11 protein-coding genes are annotated in these 22691 nt (G+C 41.7%); 9 read left to right on the top strand and 2 right to left on the bottom strand.

Translation table 11 applies throughout. From position 1 onward, the window contains the following. Nucleotides 1–1856: 1856 nt before the first annotated feature. The gene (locus ABR189_RS17590; RefSeq protein ID WP_354661773.1) at nt 1857–2093 is read right to left on the bottom strand and encodes a FeoA family protein; all 237 of its coding nucleotides are present in this window, start codon (nt 2091–2093) and stop codon (nt 1857–1859) included. Between the two features lie 161 nt (nt 2094–2254). Between ABR189_RS17590 and ybeY the strand changes: the two genes are divergently transcribed. The 6 genes from ybeY (at nt 2255) to ABR189_RS17560 (ending at nt 9864) form a co-directional block, all read left to right on the top strand. Then, nucleotides 2255–2680 carry an rRNA maturation RNase YbeY gene (gene ybeY / locus ABR189_RS17585; RefSeq protein WP_354661772.1) on the top strand — a complete coding sequence of 142 codons (426 nt, stop codon included), beginning with the start codon at nt 2255–2257 and terminating at the stop codon, nt 2678–2680. A 1044-nt stretch (nt 2681–3724) separates the two neighbouring features. Then, entirely contained in the window at nt 3725–5593 is a 1869-nt protein-coding gene (gene mnmG, locus ABR189_RS17580) for a tRNA uridine-5-carboxymethylaminomethyl(34) synthesis enzyme MnmG (protein ID WP_354661771.1), read from the top strand. Nucleotides 5594–6336: 743 nt separating this feature from the next. Beyond that, nucleotides 6337–6921, top strand: a complete 585-nt coding sequence (locus tag ABR189_RS17575) for an RNA polymerase sigma factor (protein ID WP_354661770.1) — start codon at nt 6337–6339, stop codon at nt 6919–6921. Continuing rightward, nucleotides 6914–8167, top strand: a complete 1254-nt coding sequence (locus ABR189_RS17570) for a porin family protein (RefSeq protein WP_354661769.1) — start codon at nt 6914–6916, stop codon at nt 8165–8167. Before ABR189_RS17575 ends, ABR189_RS17570 begins: the two co-directional genes overlap by 8 nt. Nucleotides 8168–8242: 75 nt before the next feature. Then, nucleotides 8243–9364: a lactonase family protein gene (locus ABR189_RS17565; protein WP_354661768.1), complete on the top strand. Its 1122-nt coding sequence runs from the start codon at nt 8243–8245 to the stop codon at nt 9362–9364. Between the two features lie 80 nt (nt 9365–9444). Next, complete coding sequence (locus ABR189_RS17560) at nt 9445–9864, top strand: hypothetical protein (RefSeq protein WP_354661767.1); 420 nt, start codon at nt 9445–9447, stop codon at nt 9862–9864. 15 nt (nt 9865–9879) lie between these two features. Here ABR189_RS17560 and cls read toward each other — a convergent pair whose 3' ends face one another. Beyond that, a complete protein-coding gene (cls, locus tag ABR189_RS17555) occupies nt 9880–11358 on the bottom strand; it encodes a cardiolipin synthase (protein ID WP_354661766.1) in 1479 nt (492 codons plus the stop codon). A 157-nt stretch (nt 11359–11515) separates the two neighbouring features. Between cls and proA the strand changes: the two genes are divergently transcribed. The 3 genes from proA (at nt 11516) to ABR189_RS17540 (ending at nt 22689) form a co-directional block, all read left to right on the top strand. Further along, nucleotides 11516–16186: an anti-phage protein ProA gene (proA, locus tag ABR189_RS17550; protein ID WP_354661765.1), complete on the top strand. Its 4671-nt coding sequence runs from the start codon at nt 11516–11518 to the stop codon at nt 16184–16186. Nucleotides 16187–16962: 776 nt separating this feature from the next. Continuing rightward, a complete protein-coding gene (locus ABR189_RS17545; RefSeq protein WP_354661764.1) occupies nt 16963–19293 on the top strand; it encodes a S9 family peptidase in 2331 nt (776 codons plus the stop codon). Between the two features lie 39 nt (nt 19294–19332). Continuing rightward, entirely contained in the window at nt 19333–22689 is a 3357-nt protein-coding gene (locus ABR189_RS17540) for a SusC/RagA family TonB-linked outer membrane protein (RefSeq protein WP_354661763.1), read from the top strand. The last annotated feature ends 2 nt before the right edge of the window (nt 22690–22691 follow it).

The following is a 22691-nucleotide window of genomic DNA, read 5'->3' as shown; positions in this document are numbered from 1 at the left end:
TATTTAATTCTTTTTGTGATCCTCCCCTCAATTTTTCAATAATGCCGCTTATCTCCGGGCCTGATGAAGGCGTTGAGAATCGCATATTTTTATGTGCATTGTAATAACGGTAAATCGCAGATTTTCGTGCGATTCTGGGGCTACTTATAGAGCGCTGAGAATCGTTTATTTTTTTTAGAAGCTAATAACTTACTGAAAATATGATTTGTATGAGATTCTCATGAGATAAAGAAGGCCGTGAGAACTGCATATTTTTTTCTTTTTAGAGATTCTGTCAGGGAGGAAATCAGAGTAGATTCTCAGGACATTATGAAAGCGCTGAGAATCGCATATCGGAGATAAGTATTTGGAGTGATCAATAATTTAAAATTCCAGCGGATCCTCGACAGGTTATGAAGGGCCTGAGAATGTGATAACAGTTTATTTTATCGGGATTAGCAAGGCTACACCTATTTATGCTACGGAGAACGTGACAGGAGGCTGTGGAGAATAGAAAATTTACAATTTTATCGGTATTACCCTTGATTTTGGTGCGAAAATGAATTGTGGGAGGCTTTATAGGTGCTTGAGAATCAAATTTTTTAATTTTTTTCTATACATGTCTTTTTAAAACTTTTAACGGATTATCAGCCCATTTATAATGCTTTATCAGTAGAAAATCTAATAATTTCCTTGAGTTCCCCTTGATTTACGGGCTCTGGTTAATTCTCAGCGCTCTCTAAGGCGCCTGAGCTGATGAAATTTTTCAGACTTTCCTTTTCAATGGCTTTAAAAACAATTTCATGCGATTCTCCTGCGATTTACAAGGCGTTGAGAATAAAATATTTGAATTTTATCGTTAAGGAATTGGTTTTGACTGATTTTATTCAATTTCTGGAGCTTTAGGAAGGCTGTTAGCGTTGAAAATTATCATTTTTCATGGGGGTACCCTTTATTTTTCTCTTTTTATGCTACTAAGCGCACTTTTTAGTTGCCGAGAGGCGTGTTTTCCTTATTTTCCCGGCAATCCCCTTGATCTGGGAAGCTGGTTTCATTCTCCGCATGCTTATAAGAATGGAATATTTACTACCTGTTAAAAATGATTAAATGAGGGGGACGCTTAGGAATAAATGGAGCGCCTGAGGATTCGAAAACAAATATTTTCATGTGGTTACGCTGCATTTTGAGAAAATATTTAAACGTCAGGGCACTTTCAGCGGTTATTAGCAGACAGTGATCATAAATTATCTGGGGGATCCCTTGAATTTTCGGTTTAATAAGAAGGAGGGCCTCCTGGAGCGAGCTGAGGTTAGCATAGATTATTTTTCCATGTTATAGACTGGGATTTTAGTTTTGATGAAATTATAGAGGACTGATAAATGAGAATGAATCAATTAGAATATCATTTGCTGGGGTAGTGGCGAAATATTCTATTTGGTGGAAATCTCGTGGAGTTCTTTAGCACCGTACAGAGAAAATTTTTTCCTTTTACGGGAATACCCCGTGTTTTTCATGTGGAGGTTAATCTCAGCTACTCAAAATCTTTTAAAGAGAGAAATTTTAGGTTTTTCTACCAGGAATGATAGGGTTTAGTTTTTTATCAGGCATCAGGCTGTTTTATCATGCGCCAGCGTTCATTTTTGAGTATAATTTATGGTAATAAACATTTAACCTAGGCCAAAAATGAAGAAAAAGGACTGTATGAGGAGTTTTTTTACAAAAAATTTTCTTTTTTTATTAGAACTGCACTCTTTTATGGTGGCATAGCTTTTTAAAGAAAAATAGGTTTAAAATTGAGGGAGGGGAGATATTCTGGAGTATTTATAAGAGATAATGACTGAGAAGATCGAGAGGAGAAAGGAAAGAAAATGGGTGGATTAAATTTCCTCCACCCAGATATGATCAGCTTCTGTTTTCCTTAAAGAAAGATTATATCCAGCTACCATAATTGATATAGGATCTCCCAGCGGTGCAATTTTTTCTATTTTAACTGTTTCACCCGGCACACAACCCATTTCCATGAGTTTTATATGAAGATCATCTTTTTCGAATTCTACTATTACTGCACTTCTCCCGGTAGCCAGAGAAGATAACTTAACCATTGCTTTTTTCATTTCTTAAGATTAATCGTTTTTAAAACTAAACCTGGCAATATTTGAAAAGTGCTTTTGAGTGCCATGCAAAGGTACCGCTGTAAGAGGAATATGCAAAAAAAGAGGGAACCTGAATCCGAAATTTCACCATACTTTTACATGCAGTTAATAAGTAAAGGAATATGGCCGTACATTTTGTAGTACATGAAGTAAAAGTGAAGCTGGAGCATAAGACCAGATTAAAAGCTTTCTTAAAAGAATTATTTGAAAGGGAGGGACAGGGCTTAAAGCATCTGCAATACGTTTTTTGCTCTGATGCTTATTTATTAGAGATTAATAAACAGTTTTTGCAACACGATACTTACACAGATATTGTCACCTTCGAATTATCTGAGGATCCGGATGAAACTGCAGGAGAGATTTATATAAGTATTGACAGGGTGGTGGATAATGCGAAGAAATTTGAAGTACCTGTTTCACAGGAATTACACCGGGTGGTTTTCCATGGAGCTTTACATTTATGTGGTTTTAGGGATAAGACCAGAAAGGAGGCAGCGGTAATGCGGGAGAAAGAAGATGAGTATCTGAATCTGTATTTTAAGGACTAATACAATGAGTTTTTTGTTGAAGGTTCCACGTGGAACATACTTTATTTTAGAAAGGAATTACGGCCCTATAATTCCTTTTTTATGCTATAAAGATGAGGAGCCTTATTAAAGTACTTGCTATATTGTGAGCAGACTAATGTTGAAGATGAGGAACATATTAATAATTAAGCGAAAATATTATTATACCAATAGGGCATCTCTTGTCTGATATCCGGCTGATTGACGGGACTGATATCAGTTACTGGAATAAGTTTAAACCAGTCTTGAAATAAATATTAGCAGCAGTAGAAGCGTATGATTAAATGTGGAATTGGATACCTTGGATATGGTCGAGGAATAATCTTATAGATGATAGGAATAGTTTTATATTAAGAGATGCTTATAAGATTACGGCGCGGTTTATAGAAATACTTTTACGATAAAGATATAGATCTGTTACAGGCAATGTAAATGTCATAATTGGTATTGATGGTTCAGAAGTAATATCCAGGATAAGATGGATGGCAACTAATTCTTGCCCGTACCTGGTATATTGAGATGTTAGGTTTCTCGTATAAGAAGAATTTATCAGTTTCAACTAGGGTGGTATTATCCTCCAGCAAAGAAGGATTTAAACAAAACGCTTCATGCCGAAACCTGGTTGTTAGAGATAGCTCCTTATAAGAATAATAAAATAGGAATAATAAAATCCAGGGGAGTAGCTTCAGACCACTTTTTAATTGTACCAAAGAGGAATATAAACTTCTAATAACTACAACTCTCCATTTCTTTTATTGGTTTTAATGAACCACCTAGCAACATCTTTCGGACATCGTCCTAATTATATTACTGCTGAACTCCTGTAACATCACCCAATCCTCATTAAAAAGAATACGTCACCTCGCATGGCTATATAAAATTTGAACAGGTACATTTACCAATTAGCATTACCCTGTTTGGCGCCTCACGATTTTGACATACTTAAAATGTTCCACGTGGAACATTCCACATATCTTTAGTACTTCTCCCTTCTTCTACGTAATTTTGCATTTTCTTAAATACATTATGTTTCCATCTTACGATATTATAGTAGTAGGCGCAGGGCACGCCGGTTGTGAAGCAGCAGCGGCTGCAGCTAACATGGGTTCCAAAGTACTCCTGGTTACCATGAACATGCAAACCATTGCTCAAATGAGTTGCAATCCTGCTATGGGAGGAATAGCCAAAGGGCAGATTGTTCGGGAAATAGATGCCTTGGGTGGATACTCCGGAATTGTAACCGACCAGTCTATGATCCAGTTTCGTATGCTGAACCGTTCCAAAGGACCAGCTATGTGGAGCCCCCGTACGCAAAACGACCGCATGCTGTTTGCTGCAAAATGGAGGGAAGCCCTGGAAAAAACACCCAACGTGGATTTCTACCAGGATATGGTAAAAGGACTATTAGTAAAAGATGGCAGATGCTATGGGGTAGTAACTGGCCTGGGACATGAAATAATTGCCAAATCAGTAGTACTTACAAACGGTACTTTTCTGAATGGCGTGATTCATATTGGCGATAAACAATTTGGCGGAGGACGTGTAGCAGAAAAAGCAGCTACCGGTATTACAGAACAATTGGTTTCCCTGGGCTTTGAAAGCGACCGTTTAAAAACCGGTACGCCACCACGCATTGATGGCCGCAGCCTCGATTATTCTAAAATGGAAGAGCAAAAAGGAGATGATGAAATTGTAGGATTCTCCTATTTAGATGTTCCCCGTATTACACCAGCTCAACAACGTAGTTGCTGGATTACCTATACCAGCGATGAGGTACATAATATGTTACGTACGGGCTTTGATCGTTCTCCTATGTTCCAGGGGAGAATACAGGGCACAGGACCCCGGTACTGCCCAAGTATTGAAGATAAGATCAACCGCTTTGCAGAAAGAGACCGGCACCAGTTGTTTGTAGAACCAGAAGGATGGGATACCGTAGAGATATATGTGAATGGATTCTCTACCTCCTTGCCCGAAGAGGTACAAATGAAAGCACTGCGCCTGGTGCCTGGCTTTGAAAACTGCAGGATGTTCCGTCCTGGTTATGCAATAGAATATGATTTCTTTCCACCTACCCAATTGCAGTTTTCATTAGAAACCAAACATGTTCAGAACCTGTTTTTTGCCGGACAGATTAATGGTACTACCGGTTATGAAGAGGCAGCTTGCCAGGGTATTATGGCTGGGATTAATGCTCACCTCAAAGCAAATGAGCTGGATCCTTTTGTATTAAAACGCAGTGAAGCATATATTGGTGTACTTATTGACGACCTGATCAATAAAGGTACCGAAGAACCTTACCGGATGTTTACCTCCCGGGCAGAGTTCAGGACCTTACTTCGCCAGGATAATGCAGACCTTAGGTTAACAGAAAGAAGTTATAAACTGGGATTAGCCTCTGAAGAAAGGATGCAAAAGGTACAGGCAAAGAAAGATGGTGTGGCAAAAATCAAGACTATTCTGAAAGAATTATCACTTGATCCGGAAGAAATGAATGAGTTTCTGGTCTCAAAATCGTCTTCTCCACTTACACAAAAACAACGGGCACACCAGGTATTATTGCGCCCCGGACTGGATATTTTTGCCATGAAAGACCAGATTCCTAAAATAAGTGCTGTCTTAAATGAGTTTGATAAGGATACTTTGGAACAGGCCGAAATACAAATCAAGTATGAAGTATACATTGAAAAGGAAAATGAACTGGTTACCAAAATGGGGCAACTGGAAAACCTGATCATTCCGGATGCTTTTGATTACACTAAATTGGTTTCCCTTTCGGCAGAAGCTAAACAGAAATTCAATAAAATCCGTCCCCGTACATTAGGACAAGCTAGCAGAATTAGTGGGGTAAACCCAAGTGATGTACAGATCCTGATGGTATATATGGGGAGGTAGTACTTCATAACAGAACCTGAAATTAAGTGGGATTGACCAGAAAAGTTGATCCCAAAAAACATAGAAGATGGTCCATCCAAGGGGCCATCTTTTTTATTTTATCTGTTAGCAATAGTATATTTCTGGTTTTAAAGGACTTTCATCTCGCCCTATAGAACGCTTTTACTATGCCTTTACTATACCTCAACCATGCTTTAACTATACTTCAAGGTCAGCGCATCTATATCTCTTGAACGCTTTTACTATACCTCAACCATACTTTAACTATACTTCAAGGTTAGCGCATCTATATCTCTTGAACGCTTTTACTATGCTTCAACTATACTTCAAGGTCGGAGCATCTATATAATGAAGTAAATGAATGACTATATTTTCCCTTCAGGAAAAACGCATGACCCGTTTCAACGATTTACTGACGTACATCCAAAAGTTGCTTTTTCTAAAAAAATGTAAAAAGTGGCTAAAAAACGGCTTCATTATCTCCTTGTAATTAGACGATCTTTGACTAGTTAAGGTTATTGTATCAAAAGTGGGCTTGTTTCGTAAATGAGGCTAAAAAGTGGCTTTTTGAAGAAGCAGACTTTTTTTGAGAGAAAAAGGACGGCAAGGCAACCAACTTCTATTTTAAAGCGTATTTATAGTACCATGTAATTATTGACCAAACCAGTAAGCGATGCAGTTCTTTTATTTTGAGGTATTCCGTAAAAAAATACTTTAGAGCAAAAGGGCGATCACAAATATTTGTGCAAAATCTGATTCATATTATTGAGGGCTGCCGCGAATGGAAGCGCGGTAGCCAGGAGGCATTGTACCGGGAATTTTTCGGATATGCAATGAGTATCTGTTTGCGTTATGCGCAAAACAGGGCAGAGGCAATAGAGATTTTAAATGATGGATTTCTTAAAGTATTTCAGCACATTGCTTCATTCGATACCAATCGTTCATTTAAAAGCTGGCTGGCAAAAATTATAGTAAACACCGCAATTGATTTTCTGAGGAGTAAATCTAAAATCGCTTTTACCGACAACATTGAACATATCTATGATCTGGGAATGGAAGATAAAACCCTCGACAAAATCTCTTATGAAGAATTACTGAAGCATATACAAACATTACCTCCTGCATACCGTACTGTCTTTAATTTATATGTGATGGAAGGATATCATCATCAGGAAATTGCTGCAATGCTGGCTATTTCTGAAGGAACTTCCAAATCGAATTTATTCAAAGCCAAAAAGATTTTAAGAGAGAAAATTCTAAAAATTACGGAAGGCATTCATCCGTTGGATGATACCTCCAAAAATTTGTCATTAACAAAAAATGAGTGATGCTTTTGAAAATAGGATCAGGGAAAAGCTGAATGAAGCTGATATTCCATTTGACCAGGATGCCTGGAACAAAATGGATCAGCAATTGGATGTATCTCTCCGTCAGCCCCGCAGAAAAGGTGGTGGATGGTGGTGGCCCTTGTTGCTATTGCTGTTAGGCGGTGGTGCAGTATGGTACTGGAATCAGTATATACCTTCCCGTGCCAATACAACTAGTGGCATAACGGAAACGGATACACTTAAACTTAATCAGGCTATTAATACTCCAGCAATATCCAATACAGTGGCCGATTCACCTGTTACTACTGCTGCAAAAAAAAGTACCGCACCGGTAGATAACGTTACCGTTCCTGCTATTCAGATTGTAAAAAATAACGACAATAATAATAAACGGAATAATAGTATAAAACCAGCAGCAGCAACCGGAAAAAAAGAATATATACCGGTATCTCCGGTATCAGCCCATAAGACTGATAACTATACAGAAAACAGTGGATACCCAGTTTCTTCTCAGGAAGGTATTGCAGCAATAAATACCAATAAAGCGCAGGACCCGCAGATTACTACAGCATTAACAGCTACTCCTGAAATACCTTTACTAGCTACCGCTGAGGTAGTATCACCAACAACCCCGCAGCAAGCTGCACACCGGGGAATTTCTTTTGGCTTAACCTTAGGGCCTGATTTTAATGTAGCTCCTTCTCTTAAATATGGTAGGATAGGTTTTAATGCAGGTGCCTTAGTCCACTATCAGGCAAACCGTCATTGGTCTTTTACTACGGGTGCGGTGTACAGTAAGAAAATATATGGTGCTACTCCCAATGATTATGCAGTACTAAAGAAATTGCCTCCACCATCTAATCCTGGTTATACAGTCACTAAAATAGATGCGGTGTGTAGTGTGCTGGATGTACCGGTGAACGTAAATTATACCTTCCTGCGCAAGCAACAAAATACGCTGAGTGCTACATTGGGCGCATCCAATTATTTTATGCTGAAAGAAAACTATGATTATTACTATGCCAATAATTATCCGGGTAAGGAGATGGAATTCAATAATCAAAATCAGCATTATATAGCCATTCTCAACGTAGCACTTACCTGGCAACATCCGGTGGGGAAACATATTTCCCTGGGAGTACAACCCTATGCAAAAATACCATTCAAAGGTGTGGGCTATGGAGAAGTAAAACTTTATTCTGCAGGGGTAGCCCTTCAAGTAAATTTCTCCGGTGTGAAATTTTAAGCATTATGTATTCAGTACTTTGTTGTGTAAATTGTAACTGCTTACAATGCCATCAACTTACTTAATTCATGCATTATGCGCACGCTCATTTTACTTTGCAATATGTTATTACTTCCATTCCTTTTGCCGGCCCAATCTGCTTTTTATATAATAGTAGGTACCTATACCCAAAAAGAAAGCAAGGGTATTTATGTATATAAATTTGATGCTACTACAGGAACATTAACATATGTAAGTACTGCAGAAGGAGTGGAAAATCCATCTTATCTGACAGTGGCACCGGGCAATAAACAGGTGTATGCGGTAAGTGAATGGGGTAAGGGTGGGGGACAGGTAGCCGCTTTTTCATTTGATGCAGCGAAAGGGCAATTACAACAGTTAAATAAACAGTCGTCCGGAGGTGATGGTCCCTGTTATATTAATACAGATGCTGCCGGAAAAAATGTGGTAGTAGGTAATTACAGTGGCGGTAGTCTGGCAGTATTAAAAATATTACCTGATGGAAATGTAAGTGCTCCTGTACAGACCATTCAGCATAGTGGTACCAGTGTAAACAAAAAGCGCCAGGAAAAAGCACATGTACATTGTGTGGAGTTCAGTCCGGACCAGCAATACCTCTATGTACCGGATCTGGGAATAGACCAGGTAAAAATATATAAATACAATGCGGATGCCGCTACACCATTAACACCCGCCAATCCTTCATTTGCACCGTTATTTCCTGGTGCAGGACCCCGGCATATTGTTTTTCATACCAATCGCAAATGGGCTTACGTGATCCGGGAGCTGGACGGAAAAGTAACGGCTTTCCGTTATTCCAAAGGAAAACTGACGGAGTTTCAAAGCATCACCATGCTGCCAGAGGATTTTAAAGGCGTAATTTCAGGAGCAGATATTCACCTCTCGCCAGATGGGAAATTTCTCTATGCTTCCAACAGGGGAGACCTCAACAATATTGTGATCTATACTGTGAATGCAAAAAGTGGCCAGCTGCAATATGTAGGACAACATACAGCAGCTGGAAAATCGCCCCGGAATTTTGTAATAGATCCCACCGGAAATTATTTGCTCGTAGCCAACCAGGACACCGATAATATTGTTGTTTTAAAGAGAGATGCTACCACCGGGTTATTAACTCCTACCGGACAGGAAGTTAAAGTATCGATGCCGGTATGTTTAAAAATGATACCGATGTAATACCTATCCTCCAGGTAAAACGGTGATCGAGCTAATTAACTGGCATAGCATTTTCTGTATAAAACATAAACATTACTGCTATGAAAGCGAAAAATCCAAAACAGCAAGGGCAGTCTTCTGCAGGGAAAGCAGCATCCAAACCGGTAAAAGGGGAAGCAGCAGATAAAACGAATGATGAATCATTTCCAGGATATCCTGCTTATCCGGCAGAAGAAGATATCATGAATGCGGATAATGAGCATAATAAAGTGGACCTTGATGTGGAGAATGTTGCCCGGTCGGCCCGGATCAACAATGAATTATCTCCCCAAAGAAAAGCGGAGCGAAAAAAGGAAGGAAAGGGAGATACCTGGGAGCCAGATGAAAGCGGAGATGACCTCGATGTGCCAGGAGCAGAGCTGGATGACGAATCGGAGGCAGCAGGCAATGAGGATGAAGAGAACAATTTCTACAGTCTTGGAGGTGACAGACATGAGGATCTGGAGGAGGATCAGTCCTGAATGACGATAAAAAAGCTACAATAAAGGGGTTAATAGCCGGCACACGGCATCTGCAAATCTTTTTATGACAGTTCGCTTGTTCCACCGGGTTTCCTGCACCGGAACGGCATGCTTCAGATCTTCTTCAAACGCTTTATTTAAAGCGGCAGCTACTGCTTTATCATATACAATAGCAGAGATTTCACAGTTGAGGAAAAAGCTGCGATTATCCAGGTTTACACTACCTACCCAGGCAAGATTATCATCTACCACCATTGTTTTGGCATGTACAAAACCACGTTGATAAAAGTATACTTTAACGCCTGCTTCCAGGAGTGGCTTGATATAAGAATAAGCAGCATGTTGCACAATATAGGAGTCTCCTTTACCGGGCAGGATTAATTCTACATTTTTACCTGCCAGTGCTGCCAGCTGGAGCGCGGTCAGAATTTCTTCCGTAGGAATAAAGTAAGGATTAGTGATACGGATCCGGTGTTTGGCCACATTAATAGCCATCAGGATACACTCCATCGACATAGGCCATTCTGAATCTGGTCCGCTGGCCACTATATCTACGTAGCAGGTATCCGGTATTGTTGTTCTACAGAAATAAGGCACTGCAAAAGGAAAGGATTTTTTACTGCAATACCGGAAGCTCATCAGAAACTGTAATTGCAGTATGTTGACGGCATCTCCTTCCAGTTTCAGGTGGGTATCCCGCCAGAATAATTTGTGTTTCCCATTATTCAGATAACGGTCGTCCAGATTGATGCCGCCTACAAAACCTATTTTACAATCTACTACGATGATTTTCCGGTGATTGCGATAATTCGCATTTACATAGAGGTTAAGGAGTACCGGCGCAAAAGTGTATACTTCCGCTCCATGCTCCCTTAATACGTCGGGAATAACGCCTATATGATTGCTGCCCAGGTCGTCATATACTACTCTCACTTCTACCCCCTCTTTTAATTTTTCCAGCAGGATACGTACTACTTCATTACCAATCTCATCGTCCGTAAAAATGTAATATTCAATATGAATATGATGTTTTGCTGTCTGCAACGCCTTTAATACTTCGGGAAATTTTTCTTCACCATTCAGTAAAAGCTGTACCCGGTTATGTCTGGTAAGAATGGATTGCCTGGTATTCATGAGCATGCCGGATAGTTCCTGTTTGGTACCCACCAGATGCCGCAGTGCCAGCTGCATATCCTGTATTTCCTTCTTTTGGGATTCCCGGTATCTTAAAAATAGTCCTTCATCCTTACTGCCTTTTAGTGTAAAGCGCTTTTTTTTCCGCAGATCCCTGCCCAGGTAATAGTAAACAATAAGACCGGCGATGGGTACAAAGATGAGTAACAAGATATAGGCAATTGCTTTTACTGGGTTACGGTTTTCCAGCAGAATAGTACCTGCCACACCTACAAATGTGAGCACTACCAGCACATAGCCTGATATTTTTACAAAGAGGTGCCAGTTGGTATCCGACAAAAAATTGATAAGCGAATGCAAGCCTGATGATGTATTAAGTAGTAATAAAGATAGTGCATTGTATTATGCAAAAAACAAGCCGTTCAGGGCTGTTTTATAACATTCCGTGTACTGTATGTAGCCGTAACTGTTAAAAGCAGTAATTTAGCACCACTTCGTTATAATATAATCAATACAAATGCAGGAATCAACCCTATCCAAACTGGAAGCTTCCCGTAAGGAATTACTTGATCTAGGCCTTCGAAACCCGTTATTGAATTATAAGCTGCCGGCAAGCCGGGGCTTGCAGATAGTGCAGGAAAGGTCCGCAGATATTTATGATATCCTTGTGAAGCAGGGTAAGGCGATGACTTTTCTGGGAAAGGCGGTAAAGCCGGGGCAGGAAGAAGTAACAGATTTACCTGAGCTTACACTGGCAGCGCAGGAAGAAGCCTTTACAGACACCAAACTGCAAACCAATGAAACGGAAGTAATGTTGCAAACCAGGTTGCTGAATACCTACTATGCAGCCAGAACGAGCCTGGAAGAACAGGGGATCAATATCCTGTATATTTCTCTGGGTATGCTGCATTGGTATGAAGCACCGGGCAGTGAAGAAACAAGACAGGCCCCCCTGATATTAATACCGGTATCACTGGAACGGTCCAGCGCCAGCGAACGTTTCCGGTTGCGTTATACAGGAGGCGAAGTAGAGATGAACCTGTCATTACAGGCCAAACTGAAAAACGAATTTGGCGTAGCGTTGCCTGATATACCGGAGCCGGATGATTTTGTAACGAATAATTATATCGGAGATATCGCCGCAGCCATCAAAGGACTCACCAATTGGAAAGTAGAGAAAGATACCATTGCCCTGGGCTTTTTCTCTTTTGGAAAATTCATGATCTATCATGATCTGGATAGCAATAAATGGCCGGCAGATAATAACCCTTGCGAACATCCTATTTTACATGCATTATTTAATGAGGGTTTCAGGGATCTGCCACCCACGTCGTCAGAAGATGCTTTTATAGATGAAGATACCAAAGCGGATGAACTGTATCAGGTAGTAGATGCAGACAGTTCACAACTGCTTGCTATGCTGGCAGTGCAGGAAGGCCGTAACCTGGTGATACAGGGCCCTCCCGGTACGGGTAAATCGCAAACGATTACTAACCTGATTGCCAATGCTATTGGAGAAGGAAAGAAGGTGTTGTTTGTGGCCGAAAAAATGGCAGCACTGGAAGTGGTAAAACGCCGGTTGGATAATATTAATCTGGGTGAAGCCTGCCTGGAATTGCACAGTCATAAGGCTAATAAAAAAGAGCTGCACCAGGAGCTAAGGAGAGTATTGGAACTGGGAAAACCAGCATTGGCACAGTTGCAGGAAGAAGTGAGCTTGTTTGATGGTTATCGCAAAGAATTAAATAGTTATTGCAAAGCAGTAAATGAGGAAATAGAAAAAAGCGGGCTGAGCACACAAAAAATAATTGGTTATCTGCTGCAATTAAAAACTACGTTGGGAGAAGTGGTTTTGCCCAGAATACCCTTGCCAGGTATTGAAAACTGGAACGCTTTAAAGATGAAGCGGGCAGAGGCATTGGCAGAAAGGATACAGTCGCGGCTGAAAGAAATAGGGGTACCTGCTGGGTTGCTTTTCTGGGGAAGCCAGTTAAAAGTAATGTTGCCAAACGAGCAGGACATAGTGCTACCCATTTTGCAGCAGGCGTTACATGCTATACAGGCGTTGCAGGAGGAATCGGCGGTAATTGCCGGTCATCTTGGATTACCGGTAGCTGCTACCCGCGGGGAAAGCAGCCGGCTCGCATTGGTGGCAGAACTGGCAGCACAGCAACCAGGATTAAAAGATAGCAACATTTATCACAATAGCTGGCTTGCGCAGCAGGAAGAGATTAAAAGCTTGCTGGCTACCGGAGAACGGTTATCGCAATTACGCAAAAGTTATGAAACGATCTTCCTGGATATTGCCTGGGAGCAGCCTGTACTGGAAATCCGGACGCATCTCTTAGCTTCCGGCGATAAGTGGTACAAGTTTTTGATCGGTACATATAACAGGAGCAAGCAACAATTAGCTGCACTTTGTAAAACACCACTTCCCGAAGGAAACAGTGAAAGGCTGCAATATATAGATGCAATCCTGGAAGCACAGCAGCTTGAAAAAGTAATCAGAGAACAGGAGCCGCTGGCTAAGGAATTGTTTGGCAGCCAATGGAAGAAAGGAAATACAGACTGGCCAGTCATAGCAGCCATCGCTACTTATCTGGCGATGGTGCATGAATATATTCAGACAGATAAATGCCCGAAAGAGCTATTGACTTATCTGCAAAAAAATGAGCCTGCTACGGTAGCAAAAGGATACCATACTACTTTGCAAAGTAAGTTGCTGGAACATGCCTCCGCAACAGGAACAGTTCTGACCAAACTTAATTTTGATGAGAGCGTTCGTTTCACGGATGGTATACAGCTACGGGAACGATTATATGAAGAACAGAAAACGCTGTTAAATGACTGGATACAGCGGTTCCCGGAAATACAACAGGTAACCGGCTGGAATAATTTAGCAGCAACAGCAGAAGCAGAGCAGTTGCTGGTATTGATTGATACCGTTATACATTGGCCCGAAGCAAAAGAACTGCTGAAACCGGCCTTACAAAAAACATGGTATGAATATCTCCTGGAACGGTCTGTAAACAAACAGGATGCACTTCGTCAGTTTGAAAGGAGTACACATGAGGAAGCTATTCAGCAGTTTAAGAAACTGGACATTGTAAATCTGCAATACAATCGTGCGCGTACTGCATTAAAACATTGGGATGGCGTACCTAAAATAGAAGCCGGCGGACAGGTAAATGTATTGCGGACAGAGTTCAATAAAAAGGCACGTCATATGCCTATCCGCAAATTAATGCAGGAAGCCGGACTGGCAATACAGGCTATTAAGCCGGTGTTTATGATGAGCCCGTTATCAATTGCTAATTTTTTACCGCCGGGTGCTATGGAGTTTGACCTGGTTATATTTGATGAAGCCAGCCAGGTAAGACCGGTAGATGCATTAGGTGCTTTGCTGAGAGGTAAACAATTGGTAGTAGTAGGAGACAGCAAACAATTGCCGCCTACCAGTTTCTTTGATTCACTGATTAAAGATGTGGATGATGAAGAGAATGTAACGGCCGATATCCAAAGCATATTGGGCATGTGTGACGCACAGGGTGCACCACAGCGCATGTTACGCTGGCATTACCGGAGTAAACATGAATCACTGATCAGTTTATCCAATCATGAATTTTATGAAAACAAGCTGGTTATCTTTCCAAGCCCCGGTTCACGAGAAAGGCTTGGATTAGTGTTCCACCACCTGGCTGGTACTGCATATGACAGAGGTAGAACGAGGACCAATCCAAAAGAAGCGATTGCAGTAGCCAATGCAGTAGTGGAGCATGCCCGGAAAAATCCAAAACTCAGTCTTGGCGTAGTAGCATTCAGTACGGCCCAGATGCAGGCCATACAGGATGTGCTGGAAAGAGAACGCAGAAAATCGCCCGAAATAGAAGCGTTCTTTAAGCAACATACACAGGAGCCGTTTTTTGTAAAGAACCTGGAAAATGTACAGGGAGATGAACGGGATGTTATTTTCATCAGTGTAGGGTATGGGCGCACTGAAGAAGGATATGTGAGCATGTCATTTGGTCCTATTAATAATGACGGTGGAGAACGGCGGTTAAACGTATTGATTACCCGCGCAAAATTGCGGTGCGAAATCTTTACCAATCTTACCGCTGATGATATAGATAGTAACCGCACCAAAAGCCATGGGGTAAAAGCGTTAAAGAGCTTCTTATACTTTGCACAACACGGGCGGCTTGGAGTGCCGCAAGAGAGCGGTAAACCCGCAGACAGCCCCTTTGAGGAAAATGTGGCAGCCCACTTAACCCGCTTGGGATATACAGTAAGAAAGCAGGTAGGTTCCTATGGATTTTACCTGGATCTGGCTATTGTGGACCCTGCTAATCCCGGCAGGTATATATTAGGCATTGAGTGCGATGGTGCGAGTTATCATGCTGCCCGTTCTACCCGCGACAGGGACCGGTTACGGCAACAGATGCTGGAAAACATTGGCTGGAAGATTTGCAGGATATGGAGTACAGATTGGTTCAGGAATCCGGAGCGGGAGTTATCACGTTTGGTAAGTGTTATTGAAAAGGCAATGGAAATTACAGCCCTCGATGATGCAGAACCCGCAGATGAATTACCTGCAGATACCGGCATTATCAGAGAAGAAAAAGAAGTAACAGCACCTGATATTCCTTTATATGAAGTGGCTACCTTGCCCGCAGACATTGCGCAGCAGGAATTCCATCTGCATTCTGTAGGAAGGTTGTCCTATTGGCTGGAATCCGTTGTAAAAGTGGAAAGCCCCGTGCATTTTGATGAAGCTGCCCGCAGAATGGTAGAAGCCGCTGGCGTGGCCAGGGTAGGTACCCGCATAAAGGAAAGTATTAAAATGGCGGTAGACTTTGCAGCAGCTAACGGAAATATTGCGGTGAAAGGAGATTTCCTGTGGGATGGCAACATGGTAACACCTGTATTACGCAACCGGTTACATCTTCCGGCACCTTCCAGAAAACTGTCTTATATAGCACCGGAAGAAGTGTTCCTGGCACTGGAGAAAATAGTGCGGGAATCTATTGCTATACAACCGGAAGCCGCCATTCCATTTGTAGTAAAGCTATTTGGATTTTCCCGCGTAACGGAAGAAATGCGTACCAGCATGATGGAATTAATAAAAGCGGGGATAGATCAAAAGATCATCTACCAGGATGGAGAATGGCTGAAGCACAGTATTAATTAATTTTTTTCAGCAGTCGTTTTTCATTGGTGTCTGCCGCACAAAAGAAATATTTACTTCCATGCATTAACAATTCAATAACAAACTTGAAAACCATCAGGTAATAATATACGGAAACGCTTATTGATAAAGGGATAGGGGAACGCACAAGACAGGATCGGGCATTACAGGAGATGTATGAAAAGAAAATGAATATGGTGTGAAGCTGATATTATTTTTCTACTACTATTATTTGTCCGTAATCCAATGCCGTTGAGGAAAAAAAGTTTATCCAATCAGGTTGTTCTATACGTTTAAGCTGATTGGTACGTATTAAAAATTGCGGAGTTCTCCAAATTGTAACAGCGCTTACATAAAAAAAGAAATAAAATTGTATTAAATTCGCCCTTTATGTACAGAAGCCAATACCATTGAAATATCTACTGTTAGCTAACTATGCAGCAACACAACGGGATATAAAAAAGTATCAGCGCACTTACAGGAACAAAATTTAGCCAATTGCTTATGCAGCTTTAGTGATGCAACCAGCCAGGTAAAAACCTGAATTTACGGAAACGGAACTATTAACGTCCTTCATCTGAATGGGGGAGATGTGAATGCTTATGCTTATGATACAGGGGTTACACGCAATATTCAACAACTGCTGTGCGCGCCATAAAACGGAAGTATGGAACGTATAACCGCGTGTTTCAAATAATTACCGCGGTACTGTACTAGTCCTGGAGGGACTACCAGCTTAATTAACAGCTACATTTTTTAGGAGAAAAGGAAAGGGAACCATGATGCGCACGTTTGGCGTTATAGTATTCTTGTTGGGTATAGGAAACGTATATGCACAAAAAGCAGACTTACGTATTGCCGACAAGTATTCAAATGAGAACTTGGGGAAGTATGTTCAAAATACACAGATCTCCCCCAACTGGATAGATAACAGTGGATTGTTTCACTATACAGTAACCACCAGAGAGGGAACCAATTATTATCTGGTAAACCCGACGAGGAAGGAGAAAGTAATAATGTTTAACAGCAGGGAGATGGCCGGTAAGCTGACCGCCCTCACCAGCCAGCTCTATGAAGCTAATAACCTGAAGATGTATAGCATTACATTTTCTGCTAAAGAGCCGGATCATTTTACTTTTGAAAGCAGCCGTAAACGGTTTTCCTATAACATACGTACCAAAGTACTGAAGGAAATACCTAAAGAAGAGCCTGTCAAGACGCAAACCAGGCCTTCTTTTCAGCCTTCCTGGAAAAAGTTTTCACCTGATAGCGCCTGGTTTGTATACGCATACAAGCATGACTTATACTTACAGAAAAGTGATGAAGACACCAGTACCCGCCTTACTTTTGATGGTGCACCTTACTATTCTTTCATCGGCGCCAACAGTGCAACAACAGATGAAAAAAAGTACAGCGCCAGCGTATATTGGTTAAAGAACTCCAGGCAACTGGTGGCAGTGCGGGAAGACAAACGTGCTGTAGGCGAGATGTCTATTATCAACAGTTTATCTTTACCCAGGCCTACTGTATCTACTTATAAATTTCCCATTCCAGGCGATGCTGATGTGGTGCAATATGAGTTATTTACATTTGATGTATCCCAAAGAAAAGCCAGGAAGATAAATATTGCCAAATACCCTGATCAGCGGATCATACTGCAATCCACGCTCAACAATGGTAAAACGGTGTTGTATGCCCCGCAAATTATAAACAGTGACCGGTATGTATACTTTTTAAGAAGGAACAGGACCAACGATCAGATGGACCTGTGCAGGCTGGATGCCAATACAGGTGAAGTATTTGAAGTAATTACAGAGACCTGTGCCCCGCATTTTAATGATCAACTGTTTACCTGCAACATATTGAATGATGGCAAAGATATTTTGTGGTGGTCAGAAAGGACAGGGTATGGACAATATTACCGGTACGACAATCAGGGCAACTTTAAAAATGCAATTACTACCGGATTGTTTGTAGCCGGGGATATCCATACCATTGATACAGCAGGGCATGCTTTGATCATAGAAGGATATGGCCGCGAAAAAGGAATAGATCCTTATTACAGGATGTATTACAAGGTAAAATTTGATGGCACCGGCTTTACGTTACTGACACCGGGAAATGGTTATCATGATATTTCCTTGTCGAAGGATAAGCGGTATTTGCTGGATACCTATTCCCGTATGGATATGGCGCCCGTGAATATTGTAAGGAATATGGCCGGCCGCCAGCTGCTGGAGCTGGAGCAGACTGATCTGACCGCATTATCCCAAACAGGATGGAAGAAACCGCAACTGCTGAAAATAAAGGCCGCAGATGGTGTTACGGATTTGTATGGTGTGATGTATCTGCCATTTAATCTGGACAGCACTAAAAAGTATCCTATTATTTCCAATGTATATCCTGGTCCTCAGGAAGATTTCATTCCGCGGAAATTTACTATTGACGATAATTATAATCAGTCACTGGCACAACTGGGCTTTGTAGTGATTAATGTAGCCTATAGAGGAAGCAGCCCTATCCGTGGGAAAGCATTCCATTGTTTTGGTTACGGCAATTTACGGGACTATGCTTTGGCAGATGATAAGTTTGTGATAGAACAACTAGCCGACCGGTATGCATTCATTGACCTTAACCGAGTAGGTATTTATGGACATTCGGGTGGAGGTATGATGAGTACGGCAGCCATGCTAACCTACCCTGATTTTTATAAAGTGGCTGTTTCTGCTTCAGGGAATCATGACAACAATATCTATACCCAGTGGTGGGGTGAAACCTACCATGGAATCACGATGAAAACGCAGCAGCGAGGAGATTCCAGTATCTATAAATTTGAAACTAAAATACCCACCAATACAGAACTGGCTGCCAACCTGAAAGGCAAGTTGTTTTTGATCACCGGGGATGTGGACAAAAATGTACATCCTGCCAGTACACTACGTTTGGTAGATGCCTTAATAAAAGCCAACAAACGTTTTGATATGATGATTCTACCAGGAAAAGATCATGGCCTGGGAGACAAGTACTATACCAATCTGATCCGGTATTACTTCGTTGAAAACTTATTGGGCCAGCCTCAGCAGGATAGAGATATTATAAAACACGAGTGATTGTAGTACATCAACATTAACATGGAAAAAAACGGAAGGATGATAAACCTATATCTAAAATCAACCACGATTACAAAACTGGCTTTTTGTGGTCTGTTAATGTGCGGGGCAGGTCACCAGGCCTTTGCATTTCAGCAGCCGGTGAGTAGCCAATCGCCTGCAACACAGCCGGTAAAAGTGACTGGCGTTGTAATGGATGAAAAGGGTAATAAGATTCCCGGCGTCACTATTTTTATTCAGGGTACTACCCGGGTAAGTGGTACAGATGATAATGGGAAGTTTTCCCTGGAAGTGCAACCGGGAGCAGTGCTGCAATTTTCCTATGTAGGCATGAAAGCCCAGCAGAAGAAAATTGAAGGGGCACAGATTTTAAATGTGATTCTTAAAACAGATGAGGCGCAACTGGGCGAAGTGGTAGTAACCGGCTATAACCAAACCACTACGAAAAGAACTACCGGTTCTGTAGCCGTATTGAAGGCAGATGACCTTAAAGGGAGCCCGCTTAAAAACATTGACCAGCTGTTACAGGGAAAAGTAGCAGGGGTGAATGTAATGGCTGTTTCGGGCAGACCAGGAGAATCTGCAAAAGTGCGTATCCGCGGTACCAATACCATTAGCGGAAATGCAGAACCATTGTGGGTGGTAGATGGGGTACCCTTACAAAAGGATATTCCTAAAATATCTTCCAGCCAGGTAAAAACAGGTGATTTTAATACCCTGTTTACAGACGGTATCTCTGGGATCAATCCCAACGATATTGAAAGCGTAACGATACTGAAGGATGCCTCTGCTGCTGCCATCTATGGCTCACGGGCAGCAGGCGGTGTGATCGTAGTTACTACCAAGCGAGGGGTAGCAGGTAAAATGAAAGTAAATTATTCTACTAACTTTTCCGTAGTAATGCGGCCTCAGCGGGATGGTAACCTCATGAATTCCAGAGAGAAGCTGGCCTGGGAACAGGAGTTGTGGGATGAGTTTTCTGCTAAAGGATTTGGTAGCGGAGGATATTATCCAACAGTAGGTGTAGTAGGGATGATCCGTTCCGGTAAAGAAGACTTTGCTAATATGAGCAAAGCAGAACAGGATGCCTATATAAACGAGTTGGGTAAAACATCTACAGACTGGTTTGGAGAACTGTTTCAAAATTCCTTATCACAAAACCACTACCTGTCACTCTCCGGTGGAAAAGAAAGCCATACGTACTATTTGTCTTTCGGTTACTCCAATAATAACGGATTAGTAAAGAACACGGACTTTAACCGGTATAATGTTAGTTCAAAATTTAACATCAAAGCAAACGAGCGTTTATCCATTGGGTTTATTTCGGACCTGTCTTTTCAGACCTCTAACGGGCCGTCTATGAATACGGATCCTTTCAAGTATGCTTACTTTGCTAATCCTTATGAAAAGCCATACAATACAGATGGCTCTTATACCAAGGATCAGACCTATTTTAATCTGAAAAAGATCAATGGCGGGTATGATGTGTCTTTGCCTCCGAGCGGATTCAATATCATGCGGGAAATGAATGAAACATCCAGCCAGGCGAAGAATTTTTCCGGTACTGCCACGATGGATTTAACCTATCGTATTTCCAACAATTTCCGGTTTAGCGGTTTGGCATCTTATTCCTACACACATAATCAAACGGATAATATTAATGGAAAGAGTTCATATGCTGCTTTCCAGGACCGGTTATTTTTTGACCAGTTCCCATCTACCCGTACTTATGGATCCATTACACAAACATCTGCCAATAACTCTAGCTATACCATGCGGGGGCAGTTGATGTATGACAAGGATATTAACAGCCTGCATCATATCAGTGCATTAGCCGGTAGTGAAATACGGGGACAATATGCGAAGAGCGTTTTTGCCAAACGGTATGGCTATGACCCGCTTTCCGGCAATTCGTCCATTCCTGTACCACCGCAGCCGGATGGAGATGGCAAGCTGAATTATGATCAGTTCATTGCTTTTGCCAATGCAGTAGACGGTATGGCCGGGCAGAGTATTGTAGAAGATGCCTTTGCTTCCTTTTACGGATCTGTGGATTATAGCTACAACCGTAAATACATTGCGAGTTTTACCACCCGTACTGATGGCTCCAACAACTTTGGTAATGACCAGCAATTTAATCCGGCATGGTCGGTAGGGTTGTCCTGGAATGTAGATCAGGAGCCATTTATGATGCCGTTGCAACGTGTATTGAGCAGTTTGATCGTAAGAGTGGCCACCGGTTATACCGGCAACATTAATAAAAGCGTATATCCACAGCTGGTCATGAATTATGAGCAGGGATTCCGTAAAACATACGAAGACTTTTATCGTATGGGCCGCATCCAGAATGCACCCAACCGGGATCTGCGCTGGGAGAAAACCAGGGACTTAAAAGCAGCCGTTGATTTCGGATTGTTTAAAGATCGCATAAAAGGATTGGTAGAGGTGTATACCCGTACCAGCAAAGACCTGGTAACCGGCGTAAGAGTTCCTTCTACCACCGGGTTTACAGAGCAGAAGTATAATACTTCTGAAGTAACAAATAATGGAATGGAAGTAACCCTTTCTTCCCTGAATATTAAAACGCGGGATTTTTCCTGGAGAACATCTGTAAACGCGGCTTATAACCAGAATAAACTCACCAAATATGTGTCGCCTACCGGAATGATCTATGGTAGTAATTATGTAAACTATCCTTTGAATGCGGTATTTAGCGGCAAACTAATTGGCATTGATCCTGAAACAGGGATATACCGCTATCAGTTACGTGCAGACTCTGATATAAAAGACGAGAAAGATTTACGTCAGGCGGATAACTACCTGTTCTACCTGGGTACCAATAATGCACCTGTTACCGGTGGATTTTCTACCGGGGTTACCTATAAAACATGGTCATTAAGCATAGGAGGTTCTTATTCACTGGGCGGTAAGATCGTCAATAAACTGTTATCTCCTGCAGGTTACGGTGTTCTTGAAAACAGTGGGGGAGAACCTATTCCTACTACCTATAACGACCTGTACACCAACCATCTGAATGTAAACCGGGACCGTGTGAACCGCTGGACCGCCAACAATCCGAGAACAGATGCTTATCCCAGGATTATTGATGCATATGGAGAGCGTTTGTATCTGGACAGGACCAATCCTACTACCAGCTCTATTACTGATGTAGCATTGCTGGAAAAGGTATCCTACTTAAGGATTAATTCTGTGGCATTGTCCTATTCCCTGGATCCACAGCTGGTAAAGAGAATGAAACTTGAATCTGTTGGTTTTTCGTGCTCAGTGAACAACCTGTTTACGTTTACTAACTACTCCGGTATTGATCCTGAAACACCAGGTGCAGTATATCCTATCAGCCGTTCTGTTTCTTTTGGATTGAGTGTTGGATTTTAAAA

Source organism: Chitinophaga sp. H8 (assembly GCF_040567655.1).
GTDB classification, from domain to species: domain Bacteria; phylum Bacteroidota; class Bacteroidia; order Chitinophagales; family Chitinophagaceae; genus Chitinophaga; species Chitinophaga defluvii.
The sequence above is the reverse complement of the archived record's forward strand: the minus strand, read 5'-3'. Positions and strand labels throughout refer to the sequence as shown.

Coding starts and splice junctions, on each gene's coding strand:
- ABR189_RS17565 (WP_354661768.1), top strand. CDS start 8,243: ATGCGCACGCTCATTTTACTTTGCAATATGTTATTACTTCCATTCCTT.
- proA (WP_354661765.1), top strand. CDS start 11,516: ATGCAGGAATCAACCCTATCCAAACTGGAAGCTTCCCGTAAGGAATTA.
- mnmG (WP_354661771.1), top strand. CDS start 3,725: ATGTTTCCATCTTACGATATTATAGTAGTAGGCGCAGGGCACGCCGGT.
- ABR189_RS17540 (WP_354661763.1), top strand. CDS start 19,333: ATGATAAACCTATATCTAAAATCAACCACGATTACAAAACTGGCTTTT.
- ABR189_RS17590 (WP_354661773.1), bottom strand. CDS start 2,093: ATGAAAAAAGCAATGGTTAAGTTATCTTCTCTGGCTACCGGGAGAAGT.
- ABR189_RS17545 (WP_354661764.1), top strand. CDS start 16,963: ATGATGCGCACGTTTGGCGTTATAGTATTCTTGTTGGGTATAGGAAAC.
- ABR189_RS17570 (WP_354661769.1), top strand. CDS start 6,914: ATGAGTGATGCTTTTGAAAATAGGATCAGGGAAAAGCTGAATGAAGCT.
- ABR189_RS17560 (WP_354661767.1), top strand. CDS start 9,445: ATGAAAGCGAAAAATCCAAAACAGCAAGGGCAGTCTTCTGCAGGGAAA.
- ybeY (WP_354661772.1), top strand. CDS start 2,255: ATGGCCGTACATTTTGTAGTACATGAAGTAAAAGTGAAGCTGGAGCAT.